Raw genomic sequence first — 2,672 nt, 5'->3', positions numbered from 1 at the left:
AATACAATAAAAAACAATGATATCGAATCATTGTTTTTTAGCGAGCTTATATCCCCATAAATAAATTTAGGGGCTTTACGCTCGCATTTGGTAATATAACAATTTCACATAAACAACAAGATTTTACATTTGAGTTGAAACTGATTGGAAGCGGTTCTTATGCCAATGTTTATAAATATAAGGACACATTTTATAATCGATTTTTTATTTTGAAACGTGCAAAAAAGGAACTTACTAATAAAGAGATTGCTCGTTTCAAACGAGAATTTGATGTAATGAACGATCTATCTTCTCCATATATACTTGAAGTTTATTGTTATAATCCAGACAAAAATGAGTATATTATGGAATATATGGATTATACACTGAATGAATATATTACTGCTCATAATTCAAACTTGACAATTATACAGCGAAAAAAAATTGCTCAACAAATATTTCGTGCTTTTGATTATCTTCATTCAAAAGGACATCTACATCGTGATATAAGCCCTAAAAATATTTTAATAAAGGAATATGACGATGCTCTTGTTATTAAACTTTCAGATTTTGGACTTGTAAAAATTCCTGATAGTACACTAACAACAGTTAATACAGAGTTCAAAGGTTATTTTAATGATCCTGCACTTATTGTAGAGGGCTTTGATACTTATAGCATTATTCACGAAACTTATGCTCTTACTAGAGTTATTTATTTTGTGCTGACAGGCAGAACTAATATAGAAAAAATTTCTAATCCGGATTTACGAGCTTTTGTTGAGCGAGGATTGAACCCGGATAAGGCAAAAAGATTTCAAAATATTCGCGATATGATTTCAGCGTTTAAGAGTATATAAAAATTGCTGAATGCAGAGGTCATAAAGTCTCGCGCCAGTCGCATTATGGTACAAACAGATCAAGCTTTCTTTCTCCACTTGAAAATCAAAGATTGGCTTTGCAAATGCACACAAGGGACAGAAAAAGCCTTGATACAAGTGGCTTTGAGACGAATTTTCCACGCGGTAAGGGCTGTATACTTTTTCCTTCAAAAATGGAGTTCTACTGCGTAACGCCTTTTCTTGCATCCATAAAAAAGCGGAGTGCGGTAGCCACACAATTGGCTACCGCACTCCGGCTTCTTTTTTATTTTAACAATTCATCATAAACGCTTTCTTTATAAACAGTAATAGTATAATTTGGCATATCATTTACTGAAAAATCATTTATAGCCTTTAATATAAGTTCTTTTTTTAATGGAATGTGTATTGTTTTTACTTTATCTTTATCAATGAATTCTTTTAGTTTTTCAGGCCAGTATTTTTTATAAGAGCTGATTGAAGTCAGTTTACCGGAACACATGGTATATGCAACGATGATAGGAAGTTTATATGTTTTAATACATTGTTCAATTTCCCATCCTAACAAGCCTCTATTTGCATTAGAATGTTCAGTAATGATTAATACCATACTTTTTGAGTTTCTCATTCTTTCTTGTAATCTACTTTTAAGAGTTATCAGTTTACTGTTATCATTGACAGCATAAGTCTTGTCATGGCTATTGACAAAATTAAATTCTATATTGCCATTACTAGCCCATGCTTTCATGATATTAAAATATTTAATATCACTTTGGGTAGGATCAGTTGTGTTACAACCATTAAAAGCAACATACACGCCATTTCTATATGCCATATTATTTTCCTCCTATGTTATATAAGTTTATTTCTGATTTTAGTTTTTCTGAAATGACTAAAGTGATTTTGCAATCATGCGAAAAAGCAAGATTGCTGTATTCAAATGTTTGGATAATAATTTCTAATGCCTTCTGATAAGTTATAGAATTTCCGCACATTAAACGAGTAATACCTGTTCCCATCAATGGTAACACTATATTTTCACCATTATATATACGATTTGTTTCACTCCAATAATTTACAAGACAACTAAGATAATCTGCCAATCCTAAATACGCCCTATTTTGCTCATCAAATTTAGAGAATGCAACTAATATATAATCATCAAAACGTACTGATGTTCCCAATTTATATATCGTTTTTTTACCATGAACTCTTTTTTTATTAATGGCAATAATATTTTTTTTGCACTCAATATCATTTTTAATCTTATAATCAACTTGGCGAACATCGGAAACTTTATCTTTTAGAAATATTCCATTTAAGGTTTTTATGGAAATTACTTTGTCACTGATCTCTGTATCAAAATACTCGTTAAATGGGATTGTCTTTAAGCCTTGTTCTGAAAATAAATCACCAAATTTGATTACGAACTTAGTTTGATTTATTTTTAAGGTTTTTTCATTTAGTCGATTGGCTCTAATTATTAAAAATATAAAAATCAAAAAAAGTAAAATAACAAAAACACTTCCGAGCCATACTTTTATATTAGATGGAATATCTATAAAAATAACCACAAATGAAACTATTCCACAAATAATTGAAACTATATAACGAAACTCGTTCCATAACTTTTTATCAAAAATACCGACTTTCATATACACCACCTATTACAAGATATTATACCATATTATTTTTTAAATTACTCCTTTTATATGAATAATAGTAAAGAGACAAGCTCAAGTGAACTGCACCCCAAAAGTTGGACAAAAAACAACTTTTGGAGGTGCAGTTTTTTTATGACTAAATACTCAAATGAATTTAAAGTTAAAGCAATTA

At 29.8% G+C, this 2,672-nt stretch carries 3 protein-coding genes; 1 reads left to right on the top strand and 2 read right to left on the bottom strand.

Annotated features, from left to right (window positions below; genetic code table 11):
* The first annotated feature begins 134 nt into the window (after positions 1–134).
* Entirely contained in the window at positions 135–836 is a 702-nt protein-coding gene (locus tag F553_RS12045) for a protein kinase family protein (protein WP_019000208.1), read from the top strand.
* 286 nt (positions 837–1,122) lie between these two features.
* Here the strand turns inward: F553_RS12045 and F553_RS0111495 are convergent, their stop codons facing one another.
* Positions 1,123–1,671 (bottom strand): TIR domain-containing protein, encoded by a 549-nt coding sequence (locus tag F553_RS0111495; protein ID WP_019000207.1) that lies wholly within the window; start codon positions 1,669–1,671, stop codon positions 1,123–1,125.
* Between the two features lies 1 nt (position 1,672).
* Positions 1,673–2,491 carry a macro domain-containing protein gene (locus tag F553_RS0111490; RefSeq protein WP_019000206.1) on the bottom strand — a complete coding sequence of 273 codons (819 nt, stop codon included), beginning with the start codon at positions 2,489–2,491 and terminating at the stop codon, positions 1,673–1,675.
* Positions 2,492–2,672: the final 181 nt, after the last annotated feature.

Source organism: Megamonas rupellensis DSM 19944 (assembly GCF_000378365.1).
Lineage (GTDB): Bacteria > Bacillota > Negativicutes > Selenomonadales > Selenomonadaceae > Megamonas > Megamonas funiformis.
Note: the sequence above shows the minus strand (reverse complement) of the source record. Positions and strands in the feature narration are given on the sequence as shown.